Consider the following 22,736-nt stretch of genomic DNA (forward strand, 5'->3'; position numbering starts at 1 on the left):
CCGCCGCCGCTCGGACGGCGGCAGCGGCCCGCGCCTGGACCGGCTACCTCTGCTTGATCCGCAGGAAGGTGATCGAGTTCGCCGGGAAGGTGTACGTGAACTTGTCCGCGACCCCGGAGAAGGTGGATGCCACCGGTGCGACCGGCGTCTCCGTCTCGCTGTTCACGGCGTTCGGGTCGGCGGTCAGGGTGGTCACGCGGGCCGTGGCCGCGACCTTCGCGCCACCCAGGTCGATCGCCGTACGGGCCGCCGCCGACTGGGCGTTGACGACCTTGACGATCAGGTCACCCGTCTTCGCGTCCTTGGTGACGACCTGGCGGAACGGCTCGGCCGGCTTGTCGTCGGTGAAGCTGCCCCATTCCTGGCCGTCGAGGTACAGGGTGACCTGGCGGCCGCGCACCTTGATGTCGATGTCGTAGGCGCGGCCCGTCTCGATCGTCCCGGGCTTGGAGATCAGCGTCGACTTGCCGCCGTCCACGGCCTGCTCGACGGCGGACTGGGTGTTGTTCCAGCCGCCCAGGTTCCACCAGTAGTAGTTGCCGGTGTCCTTGACACCGAAGGCGACGAGGAAGCCCTCCTTGCCGGACTTCTTGGTGGCCTTCGCGTGCAGGTCGTAGTCGTGCCAGGTCGGGTCGCCGGCCGAGACCATCGTGTTCTCGGCGGCCGCGTCCGTCTGCACGTACTGCCCGTCCTGGACGCTCCAGCTGCCGCCGCCGGTGTGCGTCCACTTCGAGGCGTCACCGGAGAAGTCGTCGCTGAGCAGTGTCTTGCCGTCCGCGTCCGTGACCTTCACATCGTCGTACGCCGCACTGGTCGCCCAGGTCGACAGGCCGACGGCACCGCTGATCGGGCCGACCAGCGACGGCGTGCCGGTGGCCGTGGAGGGCACCACACGGTCGCCGACGTTGGTCATGAAGAGCTTTTGGACCTCGTAGTTGGCGGAGTTCCAGGCGGCGTGGTTGTTGAACCAGACCAGGTCGGGCCGCCACTGCACATAGTCCTCGTTGGCGAACAGCGGGGCGTACGAGGCGAGCTTGACGACGTCCGCGTTGCGCTCAAGGCCGGTCATGTAGGCGGCCTCGGCAAGACCGTTCTTGAAGGCGTTGCCCAAGGAGGCGTACTCGCCGAGGAAGACCTTCGGGCCGCTGCGGTCGTAGGAGTCGTAGCGGTCGTTGTTCTGCAGGAACCACTGCGGGCTGTTGTAGTAGTGCTCGTCGACCATCTCGACCTTGGCGTCCCGGTTGAGCTTCCAGGCCGTGTCGAAGGTCGAACCGGAGTCGTCCGGGCCGGAGTTGGAGATCACCTTCATGTACGGGTACTCGGCCTGGACGGCGGCCCGGAACTGCTTGAACCGGGCGAAGAACTCCTCCGGCAGGTTCTCCTCGTTGCCGACCTCTATGTGGGTGAGGTGGAAGGGCTTGGGGTGGCCCATCTGGGCACGCTTCTTGCCCCACTCGCTCGTCACCGGGCCGTTGGCGAACTCGATGAGGTCGAGGGCGTCCTGGATGTGCCGCTTGAGCAGGGCGTCGTCGTCGACGGCCTTGTTCTGGCCGCAGCCGGTCACCAGGGCCGGCACGACGGGCAGCGGTATCGCGCCGATGTCCTCGGAGAAGCGGAAGTACTCGTAGTAGCCGAGGCCGTAGCTCTGGTTGTAGCCCCAGAAGTTGGAGTTGGTGGCGCGCGTCTCGACCGGGCCGATGGTGTCCTTCCACTGGTAGGAGCGCTTTCGCTGCCAGCCGGAGGCCTCGCTGTAGTCCTGCATCGAGCCGGTGTTGACCAGGCAGCCGCCGGGGAAGCGCACGAAGCCCGGGTGCAGGGCGGCGATCTTCTCGGCGAGGTCCTTGCGCAGGCCGTTCGGCTGGTGCTTGTAGGTGTCACGCGGGAACAGGGACACCATGTCCAGCGCGGCGGCGTCGGAGGCGGCGACCGCCAGGCGGCCGTCGCTGCTGGTGCGGGTCGCGGTGAAGGTGACGGTGTACTTGGCCCAGCCGCTCTTGCGTACGGCCACCTCGCGGGCGGCGGCGAGCGTGCCCTCGGCGTCCTTCAGGGTGACCGTGAGCGTGCTGCCGCTCTCGGCGCGCGCCCACACCGAGAAGTCGTACTTCTTGCCCGCCTCGACGTGGATGCCGGTGTTGTAGCCGGCGTTCGTGACGGAGGAACCGGCGCCCAGGGAGAGGTAGTTGCGGTTGCGGTCGTTGAGCCGGCCGGCGTCGTTCACGACCTGCGCGGTGCCGTCGACCGTCCAGGAGGTGAGGGGCGTGTACGACCGGTTGTCGTCCGTGGAGTACTCGAAGGACCGGTTCTGCACGAGCTCGGCGTACAGACCGCCGTCCGCGGCCCGGTTGATGTCCTCGAAGAAGACCCCGTACATCGTGTCGTCGATCTTCGCGCCCTTGGTGGCCGGGTCGACGGTGATCGCGTAGTCGGTGACGTCCTCGGCGTGGGCGGGCGCCGGGACGAGACCGGCGGCCACCAGGAAGGCGGTCGCCGTCAGACCGACTCTCCAGCGGGTGCGCGTGCGTGGCATGGATACTCCGCGGCTCGATGTTCGAAATATCAGACACTGATCAGTACTTCGAACGGCAAGATAGGGAGGGGATTCAAGAGCGTCAACGGGTCGCGCGGTACCGAAAGTGTCGGAAGCGCCGGAAGAGAGGGACGGATGGGCGAGTTCTGGCCAGTACCGGATGTGCTGACGTATCTGGCCGGGAGTTGGCGCGTCGAGCGGTCCGTACGGGACCTCGCGAGCGGGGCGGTCGGGGAGTTCTCCGGCACGACGGTTTTCGCCCCGCTGGAGGGCGGCGGGCTGCTGCACCACGAGTCCGGCACGTTCGTCTGGCAGGGCGTGCCCCGGCCCGCCGAGCGGACGCTGCGCTTCCTGCCGGGCACCGCGCGCGGCACGGCGGACGTACGGTTCGCCGACGGGCGCCCCTTCCACGACCTGGACCTGTCGTCCGGGCGGTACATCGCGGATCACCCGTGCTCGGCCGACCTCTACCGGGGCGAATTCACCGTCCTCGACGAGGACCACTGGCGGACGGTGTGGCGGGTGCGCGGCCCGACCAAGGACCTCGTCCTCACCACCGACTACGCGCGCGAGGGCTGAACCGGCGCCCCGTCGAAGCGGAGGTACCAGCGGCCCGCGCGGCCGGTCACGGTGGTCGTCGACAGAGGGCGTACGTCGATGTTCCAGTACGTGGCGGGCGGCGCCTTCAGCGCGTACACCAGGGCGGCACGGATCACCGACGGTTCGGCCACGGCGACGATCCGGCCGCCGTCCTCCACAGGCCTCGTGTCGAGCCAGCCGCCGACCCTGGCGATGAACGCGAGCAGCGACTCGCCGCCGTGCGGTGTGCCGCGCGGGTCGGCCAGCCAGGCGTCCACCGCCTCCGGCTCCCGCGCCATCGCCTCGCCGAGCGTGAGCCCGCGCCAGCGGCCCATGTCACAGTCGCGCAGGGCGAGTTGCACCAGCGGGGCGTAGCCGAGGGCGTCGCCGGTGGCGCGGCTGCGCGGGGTCGGTGAGCAGTAGCGCAGCTCGGCCGCCGCCAGCGGCAGCAGATCGCGCGCGACGCGCTGCACCTCGTCCCAGCCGGCCTGGTCCAGCGGCCGGTCGTCCTCGAAGCGCTCCGCGAGCAGCGGGGAGCTGCGCGCGGCGGCGACGAACGTGACCCTTAGCGACATGCGGCGATGGTGTGTCGCGAAAGTGCGCAGGTCAAGAGGCGTTGTGCAGGCGTCACCGAGGGTGGACGAAACCTTACTGCGCGGTCAGGACCAGGCGGACAAGTTGCTGGAAAACGGCTGTTGGACATTCAAGTACAGCCACTGGTGCCAAGGAGAAGCGGCAACTGGAAGTGGAGCGCCATCCATTGGTCCGGCCTTTCCAGCGGGGCGAACCCGAGCTTCTCGTAGAGCCCGTGCGAGGGCGGTGGCGTCGAGCGGTTTTCCCTGGTCGGCGGGGCGTTGTCAGTGGCGGGTGCGATGCTGCGGGCATGACCGGGACGACGACTGCCGCGGACTACGCGTGGCTGGAGGAGCTGTACGAGGGTCTGCTGGAGGCGTACTGCGTCACGCTGGTGCGCGGGCAGACTCCGCAGGAACTGCTCCGGCAGCTGGGCGCCGAGCCCGCGCCCCGGATCACCGGCGTGGACGGACTGCACGAACCGTCGTACGACGTGGGCGAGTACGACGGGCTGTTCGTCTGTGTCGCGGACCTCGGCGACTGGTCGCTGATGGTCGAGGTCAACGGCTACCTCGGCGTCACGGACGCGGCCATGCTCCCCGTCTCACGAGGTCGCACCGCGGTCTCCCACTTCCGCAACGTGAACGGCGTGGACCACTTCTGCTGGTACGAGGACGGCGAGGTGCGCCTGCACTTCGAGCCGCTCTTCCCCTTCCATCGCGACGGCACCCGCCCCGACGAACTCGTCGAGGAGATGCGGGCGTCGGGATTCGACCTGAGCGAGGGCGGGGGCTTCGAGGGTCACACCGAGGCCGCCTTCGCCCTGGCCCACCGCATCACCGGCATACGCCTGACCCCGGAGCTCTTCGCGTCCGCCGAGTTCAGCTGCGGCATCGCCCCGGTGCCCCGCGGCTAGAGCACCTCGTCGCAAGCCGCCCGCAGCCGCCGCACCCCCTCCGTGATCTCCCCCACCCCCGCCACCGCCGCGAAGCTCACCCGCACATGCCCGGCCGGAGGTTCCGCGCTGAAGTACGGGCGGCCGGGCGCGAGCGCGACGCCCGCGCGCAGGGCGGCGGAGGTCAAGGCCGACTCGTCGGCGCCGTCGGGCAGGCGCAGCCACAGGTGGTAGCCGCCGGACGGGATGTGCGGGAGGGCGAGTTCGGGGAGGTCGAGCCGCAGGGCGGCCGTCATCGCATCGCGGCGGGTCTTCAACTCTGCGGAGATCGCCCGCAGATGGCGCGGCCAGGCGGGCGAGCCCACGAGTTCGAGCGCGGCCTCCTGCAGCGGGCGGGGCACGAAGAAGGTGTCGACGACCTGGATGGCGCGCAGCCGCTCCAGCACCGGACCGCGGGCCGCGAGCGCGCTCAGCCGGAAGCTCGGTGAGGTCGCCTTGGTCAGGGAGGAGACATGGACGACGACGCCCTCGGGATCGTCGGCGGCCAGCGGACGCGGCAGGGGTCCCGCATCCTCGTGCACCAGCCGCCGCACGAAGTCGTCCTCGATGACGAAGGCACCGGCCTCGCGCGCGATGCGCAGCACCTCGCCGCGCCGGTCGGGGGCGAGCATCGCGCCGGTCGGGTTCTGGAACAGCGGCTGGCAGACGAACACACGGGCGCCGGTCGCCCGGAAGGCGTCGGCGAGCAGGGACGGCCGTACGCCGTCCGCGTCGACCGGGACGGGGACCGGGCGCAGACCGGCCGCGCGGGCGATCGCCAGCATGCCCGGGTAGGTGGGCGACTCGACCAGCACCGGCGCGCCCGGCGGTGCGAGTGCCCGCAGCGCGGTCGTCAGGGCCGACTGGCCGCCCGCGGTGATCAGCACCTCGGCGGCCGTGACGGCGCCGCCCGGCCCGCCGATGCCGCGCGCGAACCACTCCCGCAGCTCCGGCAGCCCCTCCATGGGCGGCCTCCCCCACGCCCCGGGCCGGCGTCCGGCCCGTGACAGCGCGGCGGCCATCGCCCGCTCCGGCTGCAACGACTGGTGCAGATAGCCGCCGTTGAACTCGATCACGCCGGGCGGCGGAGCCGTGAGCGAGGCCAGCACGCCGGAGGCGTCCACCGAGCGCGGTACGAGTTCCGCGGCGGCGTCCGCACTGAGCGCCACCTCCTGCCAGGAGGTGTCCCCCATGGACGCGGACCGCGCCTGCGGCTCGGCGCGGAAGGCGCCGGCGCCGGGCCGGGTGACCACCAGCCCCTCGGCGGCCAGTTGCGCGAGGGCACGGGAGACGGTCACCGGGCTCACCCGGAACCGCTCGACCAGGGCTCGACTCGACGGGAGCTTTCCACCTGGAGAGTAGCGGTCCAGCTCTCGCCGCAGCTGATTCGCCAGTTCACCGACACTGCTACGCTCTTGCATGGGAACAGAGAATAGCGCTACCGCTCCGAGCTCGATAGCAGTCACCACCCCGGCCACGCCCAGCACCGCGACCGCGCCGGCCGGGACGCCCCTCCGCGGCACGCTCCAGGCCGCCCTCGGTGTCGCCGCCTTCTCCCTCACCTTCCCCGCCACCGCCTGGGGCCTGGAGAGCTTCGGCGCCTGGTCCCTGGTCGCCGTACGCAGCGTGCTGGCCGCACTGATCGCGGGCAGCTGTCTGCTCGCCCTGCGCGTGCCGCTCCCCGCCCGCCGTCACTGGGCGGGCCTCGCGGTGGTCGCCGGCGGAGTGGTCTTCGGCTTCCCCCTGTTCACCACGCTCGCGCTCCAGACGTCCACCACCGCGCACGCCGCCGTGGTCGTCGGTCTGCTCCCGCTGACCACCGCCCTGTTCTCGGCCCTGCGCGTCGGCACCCGCCCCTCGCGCACCTTCTGGACGGCGGCGCTCGCCGGCGCGGCCGCCGTGGTCGCCTTCACCGTGCAGCAGAGCGGCGGCGCTCTGACCACCGCCGACCTGTACCTCTTCGCCGCGCTGCTGGTGTGCGCGGCCGGCTACACCGAGGGCGGCCGGCTGGCCCGGGTCATGCCCGGCTGGCAGGTGATCGGCTGGGCGCTGGTGCTGTGTCTGCCGCTGAGTGTGCCGGCCGCCGCAGTGGCGCTGTCGTACGAACCCGTCCACCTGACCTGGCACGGCGTGACCGGGTTGCTGTGGGTCGCGGCGGGATCGCAGTTCCTCGGCCTGGTCGTCTGGTACCGCGGCATGGCGGCGATCGGCATCCCGAAGGCCAGCCAGTTGCAGTTGGCCCAACCCCTGCTCACACTGGTGTGGTCGGTGCTGTTGCTGGGCGAGCACCTGACAGTGGCCGCCCCGCTGACGGCCGCGGCGGTGCTGGTGTGCATCGCCGTGACCCAGCGGGCGCGTGGCTGAGCGGGCCGAACGACCCACTTCCAACCACCGCTCCACGCCGTAGACTCAAGGCCACGGACCGCTGCTCCCGCACCTGGTGAGGAGGACCGACAGATGCGTGCAACCGTGGGCGACCAGCTTGTCCAGCACGGCAGGGTGGTCGGGCAACACGACAAGGTCGGCGAGATCGTCGAAATCCTGGGCCAGGAGGGCAACCCCCCGTACCGCGTCCGTTTCGAGGACGGGCACGAGGGTCTGTGCTCCCCCGGCCCCGACACCGAGATCCGTCACAGGGACACGATGAAGTAGCTCGGCGAGCAGGTCAGCCGCGACCGAGCCGTCAACGCGGAGGAATCGCCGGCCGCCCGTAGTGGTCGGCGACCACCCGTGCCATCGCCCCGATCCGGTCCGCCGCCACGTCCTTCGCGGCGAAGAAGACGTGCCCGCGCGCCTCCACGTGCTCCTTGGCCAAGGTGAGATGCCGGGACAGCTCGGCCTTGTCCTGCCAGGCCGCGGGCTGCGCCGGATCCCCGGCCTTGTACAGCGCCTCGCCGAGGTACAGCCTCGTCCGGCTGCCGCGCGCCACCTCCGCCCACCAGGGCACGAGCTTGGCGTAGTCGGCGGCTGCGAAGCCGATGTTCCAGTACAGCTGCGGGCAGATGTAGTCGATCCACCCCTCACGGACCCACTTGCGGGTGTCCGCGTACAGGTCGTCGTACGTCTGCACGCCGGCCCGTGAGTCGGAGCCGAGCGGGTCGGTGGCGGAGTTGCGCCACACGCCGAACGGGCTGATGCCGAACTCCGTGGTGGGCCGGATCTTCCTGATGCCGGCCGCCATCTCCTTCACCAGCTTGTCGATGTTGTCCCGCCGCCACTCGGCCCGGGTCGCGAAACCGCCACCGTAGCGGTCGTAGGCATCGTTGTCGTCGAAGGTCTGGCCCGCGACCGGGTACGGGTAGAAGTAGTCGTCGAAGTGGACCGCGTCGACCGGGTACCTCTTCACCGCGTCGAGCATCGCCTTCTGCACGAAGGCGCGGACCTCGGGCAGGCCCGGGTTGTAGTAGAGCTTGCCGCCGTACGTCACCACCCAGTCCGGGTGCCGGCGGGCCGGGTGGGATTCGGCCAGCCTGGTGGGGTCGGTGTGATTGGCGATGCGGTACGGGTTGAACCAGGCGTGCAACTGCAGACCGCGGGCGTGGGCCTCCTCGACGGCCGTACCCAGCGGGTCCCAGCCGGGGTCCTCGCCCTGAGTGCCGGTGAGAACCTGCGACCACGGCTCGTACGGCGAGGGCCACAGGGCGTCGGCCGTGGGCCGCACCTGGAGGATGACCGTGTTCAGACGGTTTTCCACCGCCGCGTCCAGGTGAGCGATCAGCTCCTCGCACTGTTCGTCGGCGGTCAGCCCCTGCTTGGAGGGCCAGTCCCGGTTCGCCACGGTCGCCACCCACACCCCGCGCATCTCGCGGGTCGCCCGGCGCGGGGCCGGCTTCGTCGTTCCGCCGGCCATGGCGGAACCGGCCGCCACCGCGCCGCCTCCCGCCACGAGTGCCGACAGGGTGGTCACCGCGAACGCCCGACGTGACATGCGCGACTTGCGGTGCAGCATCTTCTCCGTACCTCCGTGTGCCGTGGTCAAGGGCCCACCCCTAGGCCCTGTCGTCGAATGCCCGCCTGCCCGGCGACGCCTGGCCCGCACTGCGGCTCCGGCGCCTTACGATCGCACGCACCGGACGCCGCCGGACCGGCCCTTCGGGCGGACGACGGGAATTCGACGACAAAGCCCGAATCCGTACTCTCCGGATCGCGCCCTGCGTCAGCCTTTCATGAGGCACCCGAACGATCGATCATGCTTCGCCGAAGGTAACGTGCAGGTTTGGAGCAGGCGCCGAACAACGGCGGTCCTGCCGCATTCGTGGACCAGCGAAGGGGTCGATGTGACCGGCATCTCCGGAGATATTGCACGCGTCGGTGTGGTGGGCTGCGGCCAGATGGGAGCGGGCATCGCCGAGGTGTGCGCCCGCGCCGGGCTGGACGTGATGGTCGCCGAGACCACCGGCGAGGCCCTGGAGATCGGCCGTACCCGGCTGTTCACTTCCCTGACCAAGGCGGCCGAGCGCGGCAAGATCAGCGAGGAGGAGCGGGACGCCACGCAGGCGCGGATGTCCTTCACCACGGACCTGGGCGAGTTCGCCGACCGTGACCTGGTGATCGAGGCCGTCGTCGAGAACGAGCAGGTGAAGACCGAGATCTTCCAGGTGCTCGACCAGGTCGTGACCCGCCCGGACGCCATCCTGGCCTCCAACACCTCCTCGATCCCGCTGGTGAAGCTGGCGGTCGCCACCTCGCGCCCCGACCAGGTCATCGGCATCCACTTCTTCAACCCGGCCCCGGTGCAGAAGCTCGTCGAGCTGATCCCGGCGCTCACCACCTCCGAGGGCACGCTCGCCCGCGCCCAGCAGTTCGCCGAGAAGCTGCTCGGCAAGCACGCCATCCGCGCCCAGGACCGCTCCGGCTTCGTGGTGAACGCGCTGCTGATCCCCTACCTCCTCTCCGCGATCCGGATGTTCGAGTCGGGCATCGCCAGCCGCGAGGACATCGACAACGGCATGGAGCTCGGCTGCGCCCACCCGATGGGCCCGCTGAAGCTGTCCGACCTGATCGGTCTGGACACGGTCGCCTCCGTGGCGCAGAGCATGTACGACGAGTTCAAGGAGCCGCTGTACGCCGCTCCCCCGCTGCTGCAGCGCATGGTCGACGCAGGCCGGCTCGGCCGTAAGACCGGCTCGGGCTTCTACACCTACGGCTGATTACAGACCGTCAAATTCCGGCCAAGCAGACGGGCCCGGCACCGAGATGGTGCCGGGCCCGCGCCATTCACACACCGTGTGCGCTCCGGGCTCGCATATGCCCCTCGCACACTCTCCCCATGCGTCCACCAGGCGAGTTCACTTTCCCTGCGCATGCCAGGGATTCGAGATGACTACGGAAAGGAGCGGACTGTGACCGCCGATCCCGAGCATCCCATCGTGCAAGGAGAACTCGCAGAGTTACGACGCCGCCTGGACGTCGCCTACGCCCGTGTGGAGGGCGGGCTGGCTCTGCTCACGCACCGCACCGAGGAGACCGCCAAGGAAATCGACGAGCTGAACACCCGGATCCACACACTGGAACACGCGCGCTGGCCGCTGCCCGCGGTCGCCGCCCTCACCGCCGTGGGTGCTCTCGTCGTGGCGATCTGGCAGGCCGTCGGGCATTAGATCCAGGACGCCACTTCAGGGCAGGACGTCCTGCCCGAGCCTGAGATGGTGCAGCAGCAGTAACGCGGCCGCCATGTTGGCGGCCGGGACCTCCCCACGGGCGACCATGTCGGGGACGAGCTTGAGCGGGACCCATTCCCGGCGGTCCGACTCGAAGTCGTCCACGGGATGCCCGACGTACTCGCCCTCGTCGGCCCAGTAGATGTGGTGCCGGGCGTCGGTGAGGCCGTTGGAGGGCTCCACGCTCATGAGGTGGTGCAGGGGTCCCGGCCGCCAGCCGGTCTCCTCCTCGAGTTCCCTGGCGGCCGCGCGGACGATGTCCTCGCCGTCCTCGACGACGCCCGCCGCGAGTTCCCACCCCCAGCTGTCGGTGATGAAACGGTGCCGCCACAGGAGGAGGACTTCATTGGCCTCGTTGACCACAGTGGCCACGGCGACCGGCCGCAGCCGTATGAGGAAGTGGTCCAGGTGTCGGCCGTCCGGCAGCTCCACGTCTGCCAGGTTGACGGTGAACCAGCGGTTTTCATACACAGTTTGTTCGTTCTGTTTCGTCCACTGCACGGTTCTGCCACCTTCCGTCGAGTAAGTGGCAATATCGCAGCAGGGACTATGAGGTGTCGGGGTTCGAGTACCGACCTGCAGCGGCCTAAAGCGGTACGCGCAGTGCTCCGTCGATGAGTTCGGCGGCCTCGGAGGTGCCCGCGCAACCGCTTCGCACCAGATGTTCGCGTACCGCCCGGAGTCTGTCGCGCAGGCGCTGGGACTCCATTCCCCGGGCTTGCTCGGCCATCTGCACCGCGGTGGCCACCGCCTTGTCGGCATGGCCCTGGCGCAGTTCGATCGTGCTGAGCATGGCGAGCCGGTGCACCCGGCCGCGGTCGTGGGCGGGATTGTCGACGGCGGCCGCGGCGTGCTCCCCGGCAGCCGCCAGCTCCCCGAGGCTGAGCAGCGCCTCCGCCACCTGCACGTTGACCAACCCCGGCTGGACATAGCCGGTTTCGTCGGGTTCGTATCCGCGCCGGATGCGTTCGGCGGCCTGCTCGGCACGCCGGATGCAGGACAGGGCGCTCGTGCCGTCGCCGAGGTGGGCGTACGCCTTCGCCTGCATCGCGTACAGGTCGGAGGCGAGCGCCGGGGTGATGTGCTTGCCGGCCGCCCGCAGCGCGGCCTCCGCGAAGGCGACGGCCTGCCGGAACTCCCGCATGAACAGCGCCTGGTTGACGAGAAGGGCGATCACATACGCACCCAACCCCCGGTCCCCGCTCGCCTTCGCGAGCCGCAGCGCCTGATGGAAGTAGCGCTGGGCGAGCCCGTGCGCGTCGGAGTCGTACGCGCAGATGCCGGCGACCGCCACCAACCCGCCTGTGGCCCGGTGCAGTTGACGCCCGGTGGCATCGGTGTAGCTGCCGCGCAGCAGGGGCGCCGCCTCGGCGTTGAGGAAGCCGACGATCCGAGTGCGGGTCGCTATGCCGCCCGCCTTCCGGTACATCTGTTCGTAATGGGTGCGTGCGGCACGCAGCATCTCGATGTCGGCGGGGGTGACCCGATGCCGGCCGCCACGCGACACGTCCACATCCTCGGGCGGGTTCTCCCACTCCCACACGGGCATGACGGCGGGCGTCCCCGTGACGGCGGGGGCGCCCAGGATGTGGGGCCGCTGCTGCTCGTCGGAGCGCCACAGCGCGGTGGCCCGCTCCACGAAGCCGGACAGCGAGGTGGTGTGCGCGGCCGACGGGTCACCGGGCACGCCCAGGCCGATGTCGTCGAGCGTGACCGTACGGTGCAGCCTGGTGGCGAGCACCTCACAGATCAGGTCGGGCACCTGGCCGCGCGGGCGCTGCCCCTTCAACCACCGTGCGACGGCGGTGTGTTCGTATCTGAGCGCGAGCCCGCGCGCCCTCCCCGCCTGGTTCACGTGCGCGGCCAGCCCCGCGTGCGAGATCCCCGCCTCGTCCAGGATCGCGTCGAGCAAGGTGTTGGGCTGCATGTATGCCCCCCGGATGGCTCGGTGCCGTCAGAGTAGTGCGAACGCCTTCACACGGGGTGTGAACGGAGTACGCGAATCCGCAGCGTGCGCGCGCTGTTGCGGAGAGTTTCCAGCCGGTTGACTGAAATGCCTCGCAAGAGGCCGGCCGGGCCGCCGGCTCCCCCTCGTACAGTGCGGCGGCCCGCATCCGCGCCGTCCGCCCAGCTGCCTGCCCGACACTCCGTGGCGGGGCGGACGGCCGCCGCCGGCTTGGCCGCACGACTAATCGCCGTTGGTCTAAAGGTGGTTGGTCGGCTGCGGGCCGGGGGTGGCTGGTCGCGCAGCTCCCCCCGCCCCTGAGGGCGTGCACTGGACCGGAGTTCGGTCGTTCCGTAGGACCAGTAGCGCTATGTCGTCTGCCGGCCTGCCTCTTGTGTGGCGGAGGAGGGCCGTGAAGAGGGTGCGCAGGATTGTCTGCGGAGTGATCGGGGCGTTGCCTACGACTCCGGTGAGTGCCGCCCGCAGCGCAAAGAACCGGCCTCTCGCGTCCCTCGCGTCCTCGACGCCGTCCGTGTACAGGACCAGGGAGTCGCCGGGCTGCAAGGTGCCGCAGCTCAATGCGGGCAGTTCGGTGGGGAGCGGGAAGGGCCCCAGGGGCGGAAGGGGGTCGGCGCGGGCGAGGGGTTCGACGCCGCCGACGGTCAGCAGATACGGCCAGGGATGACCGCAGTTGAGGGCGGTGATCTCGCCGTCCCGCCCGATCTGCAGTAACAGGAGGGTGACGAACTCTTCGGCGACCGGGCTGTCGGGTTCCCGGCCCGCGGAAGGGTGCTCTTCACGTGCCCGCTCGCGCAGGTGCCGAGCCAGGGCCCGGTCCAGTCTGTGCAGCACCCGGCCCAGGTCGGGTTCGTCGTGCACGGCTTCACGGAAGCTGCCGAGGACTGCGGCGACCGTGCCTATGGCGGCGATGCCATGTCCGCGTACGTCGCCCATCACCGCCCGCACGCCGTGCTCGGTCGCGATGACCTCGTACAGGTCACCGCCGACACAGGCACTGCGATCCGCGGAGAGCTGGGCGGCGGCGACGTTCAGCCCGTCGATACGCGAAGGCAGCGGCCGCAGCAGCGCACTCTGCGCGGCACCGGCGACCTTGCGGACCTGCCGGAGCTCACGCAGCAACGCCTGACGGACGTGCACGATCAGCCCCGTACCCACGGCGAAGAAGACGGCACTGGTGACAACACGGGCCCCGAAGCCGTCCTGCTGGGCGAGCGGGCACGCCAGCTTGTACGTGATCGCCATCGCGCCCCAGGCAATGGGCAGCCCCAACGCCAGCACCTTGCGGGGAACCCGACCCTTGATGCGGAACATGCCGACGGCCCCCCAATAGGCCCTGACAACGCAGAACGGACCGACCCCGAAAGGCCGGTCCGATTCTGTCGAGAGATGCCCCGGAAGTACCAGATCACCCAGAGAAGTCACCCTATTGAGTGAGGTGACCACAACGCCCGATGGGGGTGTGGGGGCATGCCCCCACAAGGGGCGCGGGGAACTGCGCAACCAGCCACGACGAGCCCGCAGCCGCCAACAAACAGCAGTCCCCCGCCCCTTGGGCGAACTAGCCCCGCAGAACAGCTCCCGTACGCTCGCCCGCCAGGGCCACCGCAGCGTCCCTGGCAGCCGAAGCCTCATCGACGGTCAGCGTCCGATCGCCCGCGCGGAAGCGGAGCGCGTACGCCAGCGACTTCTTCCCGTCGCCCAGCTGCTCCTCGTTCTCGTACACGTCGAACAGCCGGATCCCCTCGAGGAGTTCGCCGGCCCCCGCACGCAGCGCGGCCTCGACCTCCGCGGCCGGCACCGGCTTGTCCACCACGAGGGCGACATCCTGCGTGGCCACCGGGAACGTGGAGATGCTCGGCGCCTGAGGCGTACCGTCCCCGACCTGCTCCAGCGCGTCCAGGTCCAGCTCCATCGCGCAGGTGCGCGCAGGAAGGCCCAGCGCCTTGAGCACCCTCGGGTGCAGCTCACCGGCGTGACCGACAACGCGCTGGGCACCGTCCACGGTGATCGCCAGCTCGGCGCACCGGCCCGGGTGCCAAGGCCCGTACTGCCCGCCCCGCACGATCAGATCGGCCCCGGCCTCACGGGCCACGAGCCGCGCTGCCTCGACCGCGTCGGCCCACCCGGCCGGACGGCCACCGCCCCACCAGCCGGCCTGCTCACGCGCACCGGCGAGGACGACGCCCACATGCCGCGGCTGCTCGGGCAGCACGGCGTTCAGCGCGGCGATCTCCTCGTCGGTCGGGCGGCGGTCGACCGGCAGATGCCCGGCGACGCGCTGCTCCTCACGCGGCTGGAAGACCAGGCCCGTCTCGAACAGGGCCAGGTCGTGCGAGCCCCGCCCGTCATTGCGGCGCAGCGCACCGAGCAGACCGGGCAGCAGCGACGTACGGAGCGCGGGCTCCTCGTCGTTGAGCGGGTTGACCAGCTTGACGACGCGGCGGGCCGGGTCGTCGGCCGCGAGGCCCAGCTGGTCGAAGACCTGCTCGCTGACGAAGGGGTAGTTCGGCGCCTCGACATAGCCCGCTCCGGCCAGCGCACGACCGACCCTGCGGTGCAGTCGCTGACGGTGGGTCAGGCCACGGCCGGACGGCGGCTTGGGCAGCGTGGAGGGCAGGTTCTCGTAGCCCTCCAGGCGGATGACCTCTTCGGCCAGGTCGTTCGGTTCGAGGAGGTCGGGCCGCCAGGACGGCACGGTGACGATCAGCTCGTCCTGCCCGTACACGTCGCAGCCGATCTCCTGGAGACGCCGTACGACGGTCTCGCGGCCGTACTCGACGCCCGCGACCTTGTCCGGGTGGTCGGCCGGGCTGGTGATGGTGTGCGGCCCGGAGGGCGTGACGACCTCGGTGACACCGGCCTCGGCGGTACCGCCGGCCAGCAGCACCAGCAGGTCCACCGTCCGCTGGGCGGCCGCAGCAGCCGCCGCCGGGTCGACGCCGCGCTCGAAGCGGCGGGACGCCTCCGAGGACAGCTTGTGACGGCGGGCGGTGCGCGCGATGGCGACCTGGTCGAAGTGGGCGGCCTCGATGACGACGTCGGTCGACGCGTTCGAGACGTCGATGGGGGTCCCCCCGGTCGAGTCCGTTCGAGACTGGGGGAGGTCGGCGATCTCGGTGTTGGCGCCGCCCATGACGCCCGCGAGGCCGATCGGGCCGCGCTCGTCGGTGATGACCAGGTCCTCGGAGTGCAGCTTGCGCTCGACGCCGTCGAGGGTGACGAGCTTCTCGCCCTCCTCGGCCCGGCGCACGCCGATGGTGCCCTGGACGAGGTTGCGGTCGTAGGCGTGCAGCGGCTGGCCGAGCTCCATCATCACGTAGTTCGTGACGTCGACGGCGAGCGAGATCGGGCGCATGCCGACCTTCTGCAGGCGGCGCTGCAGCCAGATCGGCGAGCGCGCCTCGGGGCTCAGGCCGGTCACCGTACGGGCGGTGAAGCGGTCGCAGCCAATCGGGTCCGAGACCTGCACCGGGTAGCCGAAGGCGTTCGGGCCGGGCACGTCGAGCAGTGCGGGGTCGCGCAGCGGGATGCCGTAGGCGATGGCGGTCTCGCGGGCGACGCCGCGGATGGACAGGCAGTCGCCGCGGTTGGCGGTGACGGCGATGTCCAGGACCTCGTCGACCAGCTCCAGCAGCTCGATGGCGTCCTTGCCGACCTCGGTCTCCGGCGGCAGCACGATGATGCCGTGGGTGCCGTCGTCGCCCATGCCCAGCTCGCTGGTGGAGCAGATCATGCCGTGCGAGACGCGGCCGTAGGTCTTGCGCGCGGCGATCGAGAAGCCGCCGGGCAGCACGGCGCCGGGGAGGACGACCACGACCTTGTCGCCGACCTGGAAGTTCCGGGCGCCGCAGATGAGTTCCTGGGGCTCGCCGGTGCCGTTGGCCTGGCCGACGTCGACGGTGCAGAAGCGGATCGGCTTCTTGAACTCCGTCAGCTCCTCGATGGTCAGCACCTGGCCGACGACGAGCGGGCCCTTGAGGTCGGCGCCGAGGTGCTCGACGCTCTCGACCTCGAGACCGGCCGAAATGAGCTTGGCCTGGACGTCACGGCCGGTTTCGGTCGCCGGCAGGTCGACGTACTCCCGCAGCCAAGAAAGCGGGACCCGCATCAGATCTCCATCCCGAACGGCCGGGTGAACCGGACGTCACCCTCGACCATGTCTCGCATGTCTTCGACGTTGTGGCGGAACATCAGCATCCGCTCGATGCCGAACCCGAAGGCGAAGCCGCTGTACTTCTCCGGGTCGACGCCGCAGGCGGTGAGCACCCGCGGGTTGACCATGCCGCAGCCGCCGAGCTCGATCCAGCCCTCGGAGGAGCAGGTACGGCAGGGCCGGTCGGGGTTGCCGACGGACTCGCCGCGGCAGACGTAGCACACCATGTCCATCTCGGCGGACGGCTCGGTGAACGGGAAGAAGTTCGGGCGCAGCCGGGTCTTCATGCCCTCGCCGAACAGGGACTGGACCATGTGGTCCAGGGTGCCCTTGAGGTCGGCCATGGTCAGGCCCTCGTCGACGGCGAGCAGCTCGACCTGGTGGAAGACCGGGGTGTGGGTGGCGTCCAGCTCGTCGGTGCGGTACACGCGGCCGGGGCAGATCACGTACACCGGCAGCTCGCGGTCGAGCAGGGAGCGGATCTGCACGGGCGAGGTGTGGGTGCGCAGCACGACACCGGACTCGGTGCCGCCGTCAGGGCCCTGGACGAAGAACGTGTCGGCCTCGCCGCGCGCGGGGTGGTCCGGGCCGATGTTCAGGGCGTCGAAGTTGAACCACTCGGCCTCGACCTGCGGGCCCTCGGCGACCTCGTAGCCCATGGCCACGAAGATGTCCTCGATGCGCTCGGACAGGGTGGTGAGCGGGTGGCGGGCGCCGGCCGGTACGCGGTCGTACGGCAGCGTGACGTCCACGGCCTCCTCGACCAGCACGCGCTGGTCGCGCTCGGCCTCCAGCTCGGCCTGGCGGGCGGCGAGGCCCTTGTTGACCGCGCCGCGGGCCTGGCCGACGCGCTTGCCGGCCTCGGCCTTGGCGTGCGGGGGCAGGGCGCCGATCTCGCGGTTGGCGAGGGCCAGCGGGGAGGTGCCGCCGGTGTGGGCGACCTTGGCCTCCTGGAGCGCGTCGAGGGAGTCCGCGGCGGCGAAGGCGGCGAGCGCCTCGTCCCGCATGCGCTCGATCTCTTCCGGTTTCAAGGCCTCGACCTCTACAGGGTCGTACGACTTATTCGGTGCCGACATCTCTTCCCGTGCTTCCGATTGGCTGGCGGATGGTCCCCGTACCGACTCGTGGACAGTGCGTCACGGTTTTCGGGACACAGCGTCTTGGTTTTTGGGACACAAAGGTGCCAAAGGCCGAGTCTAACGGGGTTGAGGTATGCGAATGCGCCCGTGGGGCTCGGTCCGGATCTCAGGTGAGATACGCCGGGGCCGCCACGGGCAACGTAAATCGGAACTGGGCGCCGCCGCCGGGGGCGCGGCCGACCTCGACGGCGCCGCCGTGCGCCTCGACGATGCCCTTGACGATGTAGAGCCCGAGGCCCGTGCCGCCGCGCTTGCTGCCCCGCCAGAAGCGGGTGAAGACGCGGTTCATGGACTCCTCCGGGATGCCGGGCCCCTCGTCGCTCACGGTGACCGACGTGCCGGTGTCCTCACCTTCTCGTGGGGACGCCGTGGCCGTGATGTCAATGGTGACCGTTCCGTCGCCGTGCCGCACGGCATTTTCGATCAGGTTGCTGAGCACCTGGTCGATCTTGTCGGGGTCGGCCCACAGGGCGGGCAGCGGCTGCTCGATGCGCAGCAGGAACCGGTCGGCCGGCTGACCCGCGGCGACGTACGCCTGGATGTGCCGCCCCACGGCCGCGCCGATGTCGACGGGCTGGCGGCGCACCTCCAGCCGCCCGCTGTCGATCCGCGAGATGTCGAGCAGCTCGGCGATGAGCCGGGTGACCCGGTCGGCGTCGGCGTCGACGGTCTCCAGCATCAACCGCTTCTGGTCGTCGGTGAACCGTTCCCACTTGGCGAGGAGCGTGGCGGTGAAGCCCTTGACCGAGGTGAGCGGCGAGCGCAGCTCGTGCGCGACGGTGGCGATCAGCTCGGCGTGACTGCGCTCGGTGCGACGGCGGGCCTCGGTGTCGCGCAGCGAGACGACGACGCGGCATACGGGACCGGTGGGCTCGCTGCGGACGTACCGCACCGAGACGAGCACCTCGCGACCGCCGGGGAGGAGGAGATTGCGCTCAGGCTGCCTGCGTCGAATGGCGAGGCCGCCGTACGGATCGGTCAGCTGCCACCAGCGCCGCCCCTCCAGGTCCTCTAACGGCAGGGCCTTCTCCAGCCGCTGCCCGAGGGCGTCGGCGGCCCGGACGGCGGTGATGCGCTCGGCGGCGGCGTTGAAGCAGATGACGTGCCCGTGCTCGTCGGCGACGACAAGGCCGTCGGGCAGGTCGTCGGGATCGATACCGAGCTCGGCGGGATCACCGGGGCAGGACGCGGACGGTGGCCGCACATCCCGTGCCCCCGGCGCGCTGCTCGTGCCGACACTCATCCCCGTACCCCACCTCTCACGACGGCTGAGGGGCCCCCGAGCTGGTCACCCTACTAGCTCTCGGTGACGGTGCGGCACCCTCCGGAGGCGCGCTGTGCACGGGCCGACGCATAGAGACATACGGCGGCGGCGGTGGCGAGGTTCAGGCTCTCGGCCTTCCCGTGGATCGGGACGCGCACGACGGCGTCGGCCAGCGCACGCGTCTCCTGCGGAAGCCCCCACGCCTCGTTCCCGAACACCCAGGCGGTCGGCCCACCCATGCTCCCCTTGTCGAGCTCGTCGTCGAGATCGTCGGTCCCCGCCCCGTCGGCGGCGAGGATCCGCACGCCGGCGTCCTTCAGCCCCGCCACGGCCCGCTCGACGGGTACGCCCACGGCGACAGGGAGGTGGAACAGGGAGCCCACGGAGGCCCGGACGGCCTTGGGGTTGTACAGGTCCACGGAAGCGTCGGTAAGGACGACGGCCTCGGCCCCGGCGGCATCGGCGCACCGCAGCACGGTCCCGGCGTTCCCGGGGTCCCGCACATGAGCGAGGACGGCCACGAGCTTCGGCCGGGCGGCGAGGATCTCCTCGAACGGGGTGTCGATGAACCGGCAGACGCCGACGAGCCCCTGCGGGGTGACGGTCGTCGAGATGTCGGCGATCACCTGCTCGGAGGCGAGGTGCACGCGCGCGTCGGCCGCCCGGGCCTCCCCGATGATGTCGGCATACCGCTCTGCGGCCTCGACGGTCGTGAACAGCTCCACGAGCGTGGACCCGTACGCCGCCGCCTCCCGCACAGCCTGCGGTCCCTCGGCCAGGAACAGCCGCTCCTTGCCCCGGAAGTTCCGCTTGCCGAGCCGCCGGGCGGCGGAGACACGGGGGGAACGGGGGGAGATCAGCTCGGGGGCGCCGGAAGGCATGGGGCTCACTTTCAAAGGATCTTTCCGCCAACACAACGGACCCGCAGGTAAAACCCACGGGTCCGTTCAGTCACGTCGGTTCAAGCCGAGCGCAGCGGTCACGCAGCCTTCGGCGCGTTGACGTCCGACGGCAGCGCCTTCTGGGCGACCTCGACGAGCGCGGCGAACGCGTTCGCGTCGTTGACGGCCAGCTCGGCCAGGATCTTGCGGTCGACCTCGACGTTCGCGGCCTTCAGACCCTGGATGAAGCGGTTGTACGTGATGCCGTTCGCGCGGGCAGCGGCGTTGATGCGCTGGATCCACAGCTGGCGGAAGTCACCCTTGCGCTTCTTGCGGTCGTTGTAGTTGTAGACCAGCGAGTGGGTGACCTGCTCCTTGGCCTTGCGGTACAGACGCGAACGCTGACCGCGGTAGCCGGAAGCCTGCTCGAGGATCGCCCGGCGCTTCTTGTGGGCGTTGACTGCCCGCTTGACGCGTGCCACTTTTTAACTCCTTGTAGCGGGGCCGCGGTTGGACTCACACGGCCCGGAAACGATTGGGTCCCGGTCCAGACGTACGGCGCTCAGTGCAGGCGCCGCTGACGTCACTTGCCGAGAAGCTTCTTGATCTTCGCGGCGTCGCCCGGGGCCATCTCGGCGTTGCCGGTGAGGCGACGCGTCACGCGGGACGACTTGTGCTCGAGCAGGTGGCGCTTGCCGGCGCGCTCACGGAGCACCTTGCCGGAGCCGGTGACCTTGAAGCGCTTGCTGGCACCGCTGTGCGACTTGTTCTTCGGCATAGCGCCGTTCTCTCCTCGTCGGTGGCGTTCCGGTGCCCGGTCGTGAAACCGGGCACAGTGGAACGTCGCTCTTTGTATCGGTTACGTCCTGGGGACTGGCGTCCCCCGGGATCACGCCTCGGCGGAAGCCTCGGCAGGCGCCTCGGCGTCGTCCACGTCGTGGTCGACCTCCGCGGCGTTCTGCGACTTGCCGGGGTTGGCCTTCGCTTCTGCCTTGCGGGCTTCCTGCGCCTGGCGGGCCTCGGCCATCGCCTCGGTCTTCTTCTTGTGCGGACCGAGAACCATGATCATGTTTCGGCCGTCCTGCTTCGGGTTCGACTCCACGAAACCGAGGTCCTGGACGTCCTCCGCGAGACGCTGCAGCAGTCGGTAGCCCAGCTCGGGCCGGGACTGCTCGCGACCACGGAACATGATCGTGATCTTGACCTTGTCGCCCTGCTTGAGGAACCGGACGACGTGACCCTTCTTGGTGTCATAGTCGTGCGGGTCGATCTTCGGCCGGAGCTTCATCTCCTTGATGACCGTGTGCGCCTGGTTCTTGCGCGCCTCACGGGCCTTCATGGCCGACTCGTACTTGAACTTCCCGTAGTCCATGAGCTTGCACACGGGCGGACGGGCGTTCGCCGCGACCTCGACCAGGTCCAGGTCGTACTCCTGCGCAAGCTCCAGTGCCTTGGCCAGCGGGACAATGCCCACCTGCTCGCCACTGGGACCGACAAGTCGCACCTCGGGAACGCGAATCCGGTCGTTGATGCGGGGCTCGGCGCTGATGGATCCTCCTCGGTTAGCACCACACGGCGGTCTGGCGGACAGCCGCGTATGTCTTCTTTCGTAAGACCTAACCGCGCCGAAGCACAAAAAATGCCCCGGACGATCACAGGCGGGGCTCCAAAACACTACCGGAGCACCACCGCGATGATCACGGGGCGCGGCTTCGGGCGACTCCATCGTCCGTACGGAACGATGGTGGCCGCCTGACCGGGTGACCCGCCGTCCCGGAGGACGGTCAGGTGGGAAGTCGGAGCCTCCACTTGTGGGCTGGGCAATAGCTGTCCAGCCGGTCGTTACACAAGGTTAGCAGCTACCCGGGGGTGGTGCTAATCGGAGTGCACCGGGGCCTATCGTGTGGGACATGAGTGACACCCCTGCTGAGCCCGCCGAGTCTGCCGCGGGCCCCGACTTCGACGAGATGACCCGCGACATCGCCGAGGTCCCCGCCGTCGAGGTGATCGTGACGGTCGCCGTCAACCTGATGAGCGCCGCCGCGGTGAAGCTCGGTCTGACCGAGGAGGGCGAGAAGCACAAGGACCTGGACGAGGCCCGCAAGCTGGTGCACGCCCTCGCCGGGCTCCTCGACGCGAGCACCACCGAGATCAGCTCCTTCCACGCGGCTCCGCTGCGTGACGGCCTGAAGTCGCTCCAGCTGGCGTTCCGCGAGGCGTCGATCGTCCCGGACGAGCCGGGTCAGGGCCCGGGCGAGAAGTACACCGGCCCGGTCTACGGCTAGCTCATCCCCGTACGTACAGGGGCTCGCCCGGTGGCGTCGCCTCGGCCGGCAGCAGTGCCAGGTCGAGGCCGCGTACCAGGCGGGCCCTCAGTGTTTCGTCGGCGGCGAGGCGCTCCGCGACCACCCGCGCGGCCCGGGCCGGGGGCGCGGCCGGGTCCAGTACGAGGGCGAGGGTGCCGTCGGCCTGTCCGGGCCCGAGGTGGGCGCGCAGGACGGCGGGTTCGGCGGCGACGGCAGCGCGTACGGCCGCCACGACGGCCGGGTCGGTGAGCGGGTCGGTCGTCGTACGGCCCTCGGCGAGCGCGAGCAGTGCGCGCCCGGTCAGCTCGTACGGCACCGGACCGGCCAGGTCCAGCACGATCGTGTCCGCCTTCTCGTGCGCGGCCGCCTGCAGGGCCTGGTGCAGGGGTACGGCGACGGGGCGGGCCGCCGGGTCCCAGCGGGCGAGCGAGTCGGTGGACGTGAAGGCGGGCAGGGCGGTGCGCTCGCCGGCCTTCAGGGTCGGTACGGCCATGTCGCTGCTCTTCTCGCGGCGCAGCCCGTTCTCGTCCTCCTCCACCTCGCCGAGCACGGCCACGACCGGGACGAGCAGCCGGGCTTCCTTGAGCGCCTCCAGGACCGGTCCCTCGGCGGTGCGGTCCTCGGCCCAGGCGGCGAGCGCGGCGCTCAGCCGGGGGGAGGCGGAGCCGTCGTCGTCGGAGAAGGGGGAGTCGGGAATGTTCTTGTTCGCCACGGTCACCGACCCTATCGGGGGGATGATGCTGCGCTTGTGCGG

The 22,736-nt window shown here is 70.3% G+C and carries 21 protein-coding genes and 1 pseudogene; 7 read left to right on the forward strand and 15 right to left on the reverse strand.

The window, feature by feature from the left end; genetic code table 11:
* Window positions 1-43: 43 nt before the first annotated feature.
* A complete protein-coding gene (locus EHO50_RS01145) occupies window positions 44-2,527 on the reverse strand; it encodes an alpha-L-arabinofuranosidase C-terminal domain-containing protein (protein WP_128427894.1) in 2,484 nt (827 codons plus the stop codon).
* A gap of 135 nt (window positions 2,528-2,662) precedes the next feature.
* Between EHO50_RS01145 and EHO50_RS01150 the strand changes: the two genes are divergently transcribed.
* The gene (locus EHO50_RS01150; RefSeq protein WP_128427895.1) at window positions 2,663-3,106 is read left to right on the forward strand and encodes a DUF6314 family protein; all 444 of its coding nucleotides are present in this window, start codon (window positions 2,663-2,665) and stop codon (window positions 3,104-3,106) included.
* On the opposite strand, the gene EHO50_RS01155 is transcribed toward EHO50_RS01150, so the two are convergent.
* Window positions 3,088-3,681, reverse strand: coding sequence for a histidine phosphatase family protein (locus tag EHO50_RS01155; RefSeq protein ID WP_128427896.1), 594 nt, complete (start codon window positions 3,679-3,681; stop codon window positions 3,088-3,090). The two genes, EHO50_RS01150 and EHO50_RS01155, sit on opposite strands and share 19 nt — an antisense overlap.
* Before the next feature lie 308 nt (window positions 3,682-3,989).
* On the opposite strand from EHO50_RS01155, the gene EHO50_RS01165 reads away from it, so the two are divergent.
* Complete coding sequence (locus EHO50_RS01165) at window positions 3,990-4,595, forward strand: DUF6461 domain-containing protein (protein ID WP_164904723.1); 606 nt, start codon at window positions 3,990-3,992, stop codon at window positions 4,593-4,595.
* Here the strand turns inward: EHO50_RS01165 and EHO50_RS01170 are convergent.
* Window positions 4,592-6,034: an aminotransferase-like domain-containing protein gene (locus EHO50_RS01170; protein WP_128427899.1), complete on the reverse strand. Its 1,443-nt coding sequence runs from the start codon at window positions 6,032-6,034 to the stop codon at window positions 4,592-4,594. The two genes, EHO50_RS01165 and EHO50_RS01170, sit on opposite strands and share 4 nt — an antisense overlap.
* On the opposite strand from EHO50_RS01170, the gene EHO50_RS01175 reads away from it, so the two are divergent.
* The gene (locus EHO50_RS01175) at window positions 6,033-6,977 is read left to right on the forward strand and encodes a DMT family transporter (protein WP_128427900.1); all 945 of its coding nucleotides are present in this window, start codon (window positions 6,033-6,035) and stop codon (window positions 6,975-6,977) included. The two genes, EHO50_RS01170 and EHO50_RS01175, sit on opposite strands and share 2 nt — an antisense overlap.
* A 93-nt stretch (window positions 6,978-7,070) precedes the next feature.
* Window positions 7,071-7,265: a DUF1918 domain-containing protein gene (locus EHO50_RS01180; protein WP_128427901.1), complete on the forward strand. Its 195-nt coding sequence runs from the start codon at window positions 7,071-7,073 to the stop codon at window positions 7,263-7,265.
* 31 nt (window positions 7,266-7,296) lie between these two features.
* Here the strand turns inward: EHO50_RS01180 and EHO50_RS01185 are convergent, their stop codons facing one another.
* The gene (locus tag EHO50_RS01185) at window positions 7,297-8,541 is read right to left on the reverse strand and encodes a glycoside hydrolase family 10-like protein (protein WP_128428913.1); all 1,245 of its coding nucleotides are present in this window, start codon (window positions 8,539-8,541) and stop codon (window positions 7,297-7,299) included.
* 349 nt (window positions 8,542-8,890) lie between these two features.
* On the opposite strand from EHO50_RS01185, the gene EHO50_RS01195 reads away from it, so the two are divergent.
* Both EHO50_RS01195 and EHO50_RS01200 read left to right on the forward strand, forming a co-directional pair.
* Entirely contained in the window at window positions 8,891-9,763 is an 873-nt protein-coding gene (locus tag EHO50_RS01195) for a 3-hydroxybutyryl-CoA dehydrogenase (protein WP_128427903.1), read from the forward strand.
* A 192-nt stretch (window positions 9,764-9,955) separates the two neighbouring features.
* Window positions 9,956-10,213: a hypothetical protein gene (locus EHO50_RS01200; RefSeq protein ID WP_128427904.1), complete on the forward strand. Its 258-nt coding sequence runs from the start codon at window positions 9,956-9,958 to the stop codon at window positions 10,211-10,213.
* A 15-nt stretch (window positions 10,214-10,228) separates the two neighbouring features.
* Here the strand turns inward: EHO50_RS01200 and EHO50_RS01205 are convergent, their stop codons facing one another.
* The 10 genes and pseudogenes from EHO50_RS01205 to infC form a co-directional block, all read right to left on the reverse strand.
* Window positions 10,229-10,774 (reverse strand): NUDIX hydrolase, encoded by a 546-nt coding sequence (locus tag EHO50_RS01205; protein ID WP_030054968.1) that lies wholly within the window; start codon window positions 10,772-10,774, stop codon window positions 10,229-10,231.
* 85 nt (window positions 10,775-10,859) lie between these two features.
* Window positions 10,860-12,200, reverse strand: coding sequence for an NsdA family TPR-like regulatory protein (locus EHO50_RS01210; RefSeq protein ID WP_128427905.1), 1,341 nt, complete (start codon window positions 12,198-12,200; stop codon window positions 10,860-10,862).
* A gap of 276 nt (window positions 12,201-12,476) precedes the next feature.
* Complete coding sequence (locus EHO50_RS01215) at window positions 12,477-13,550, reverse strand: PP2C family protein-serine/threonine phosphatase (protein WP_128427906.1); 1,074 nt, start codon at window positions 13,548-13,550, stop codon at window positions 12,477-12,479.
* 247 nt (window positions 13,551-13,797) lie between these two features.
* The gene (locus EHO50_RS01220; protein ID WP_128427907.1) at window positions 13,798-16,347 is read right to left on the reverse strand and encodes a phenylalanine--tRNA ligase subunit beta; all 2,550 of its coding nucleotides are present in this window, start codon (window positions 16,345-16,347) and stop codon (window positions 13,798-13,800) included.
* Complete coding sequence (gene pheS / locus EHO50_RS01225; protein ID WP_062722676.1) at window positions 16,347-17,468, reverse strand: phenylalanine--tRNA ligase subunit alpha; 1,122 nt, start codon at window positions 17,466-17,468, stop codon at window positions 16,347-16,349. Before pheS ends, EHO50_RS01220 begins: the two co-directional genes overlap by 1 nt.
* A gap of 169 nt (window positions 17,469-17,637) precedes the next feature.
* Window positions 17,638-18,774 (reverse strand): sensor histidine kinase, encoded by a 1,137-nt coding sequence (locus EHO50_RS01230; RefSeq protein WP_128427908.1) that lies wholly within the window; start codon window positions 18,772-18,774, stop codon window positions 17,638-17,640.
* Window positions 18,775-18,827: 53 nt separating this feature from the next.
* Window positions 18,828-19,676: a TrmH family RNA methyltransferase gene (locus EHO50_RS01235; protein WP_128427909.1), complete on the reverse strand. Its 849-nt coding sequence runs from the start codon at window positions 19,674-19,676 to the stop codon at window positions 18,828-18,830.
* 98 nt (window positions 19,677-19,774) lie between these two features.
* Window positions 19,775-20,158, reverse strand: coding sequence for a 50S ribosomal protein L20 (gene rplT / locus EHO50_RS01240; protein WP_006141703.1), 384 nt, complete (start codon window positions 20,156-20,158; stop codon window positions 19,775-19,777).
* A 101-nt stretch (window positions 20,159-20,259) separates the two neighbouring features.
* The gene (rpmI, locus tag EHO50_RS01245; protein WP_004933563.1) at window positions 20,260-20,454 is read right to left on the reverse strand and encodes a 50S ribosomal protein L35; all 195 of its coding nucleotides are present in this window, start codon (window positions 20,452-20,454) and stop codon (window positions 20,260-20,262) included.
* A gap of 111 nt (window positions 20,455-20,565) precedes the next feature.
* Window positions 20,566-21,250: pseudogene (gene infC, locus EHO50_RS01250) on the reverse strand (translation initiation factor IF-3).
* A 336-nt stretch (window positions 21,251-21,586) separates the two neighbouring features.
* Here infC and EHO50_RS01260 point away from each other — a divergent pair.
* Window positions 21,587-21,961, forward strand: coding sequence for a DUF1844 domain-containing protein (locus tag EHO50_RS01260; RefSeq protein WP_181449534.1), 375 nt, complete (start codon window positions 21,587-21,589; stop codon window positions 21,959-21,961).
* A 1-nt stretch (window position 21,962) separates the two neighbouring features.
* Here the strand turns inward: EHO50_RS01260 and EHO50_RS01265 are convergent, their stop codons facing one another.
* Window positions 21,963-22,694: an SseB family protein gene (locus EHO50_RS01265; RefSeq protein ID WP_128427911.1), complete on the reverse strand. Its 732-nt coding sequence runs from the start codon at window positions 22,692-22,694 to the stop codon at window positions 21,963-21,965.
* Window positions 22,695-22,736 lie beyond the last annotated feature (42 nt).

The organism is Streptomyces cyaneus (assembly GCF_004028635.1).
In the GTDB taxonomy this organism is placed as follows: Bacteria; Actinomycetota; Actinomycetes; order Streptomycetales; family Streptomycetaceae; genus Streptomyces; species Streptomyces cyaneus.